At 44.1% G+C, this 841-nt stretch carries 2 tRNA genes and 1 rRNA gene; all 3 read right to left on the bottom strand.

Going from position 1 to position 841, the window contains the following annotated elements:
• Positions 1-334 precede the first annotated feature (334 nt).
• A tRNA-Ala gene (locus L4C39_RS20145) sits at positions 335-410 on the bottom strand.
• Positions 411-449: 39 nt separating this feature from the next.
• A tRNA-Ile gene (locus L4C39_RS20140) sits at positions 450-526 on the bottom strand.
• Between the two features lie 69 nt (positions 527-595).
• Positions 596-841, bottom strand: a 16S ribosomal RNA gene (locus L4C39_RS20135); the annotation flags it as partial.

The raw sequence follows: 841 nt of genomic DNA, 5'->3' as shown, positions 1-841 counted from the left end.
ACTTAACCATACAACCCGAAAGGGTCTTRTGTATGGCAACTAACCAAGGTTTTTGGTTGTCATTAAGAAGGGTTAATTCTCAATGACTGTTTGCCGGACTCAATAATGGAACAATGTAAACATTGTTCCGAATACAAGACACTTGAATGTGTTTGTGTGTTTATCAATGAAGATAAACATTGAGAACTTTTAAATTTGATTTGAGTTACTCGTAAGTAATCAAATCAGTCAGCTTTCCAAATTGTTAAAGAGCAWGWATTTCTAAACATAAAGCTTTCGAAACCATTTTTAAAAACACTTAATTCTTCATGTTTCAAAGAAGTGTGCTTAAAGATGGTGGAGCTATGCGGGATCGAACCGCAGACCTCCTGCGTGCAAGGCAGGCGCTCTCCCAGCTGAGCTATAGCCCCATCKGTGTTTGTCGATATTGTTCCAAACCTAAAAAGGATTGGTGGGTCTGAGTGGACTTGAACCACCGACCTCCCGCTTATCAGGCGAGCGCTCTAACCAGCTGAGCTACAGACCCAATATCGTCTCTTTTACTTTTTAAACCTAATCAATCTGTGTGGGTACTCATCGTGAAAATCTTCGTATATAAGGAGGTGATCCAGCCCCAGGTTCCCCTAGGGCTACCTTGTTACGACTTCACCCCAGTCATGAACCACAAAGTGGTGAGCGTCCTCCCCGAAAGGTTAAACTACCCACTTCTTTTGCAGCCCACTCCCATGGTGTGACGGGCGGTGTGTACAAGGCCCGGGAACGTATTCACCGTAGCATTCTGATCTACGATTACTAGCGATTCCGACTTCATGGAGTCGAGTTGCAGACTCCAATCCGGACT

This window comes from Vibrio clamense, from assembly GCF_050337905.1.
GTDB classification, from domain to species: Bacteria; Pseudomonadota; Gammaproteobacteria; order Enterobacterales; family Vibrionaceae; genus Vibrio; species Vibrio cortegadensis.
Note: the sequence above shows the minus strand (reverse complement) of the source record. Positions and strands in the feature narration are given on the sequence as shown.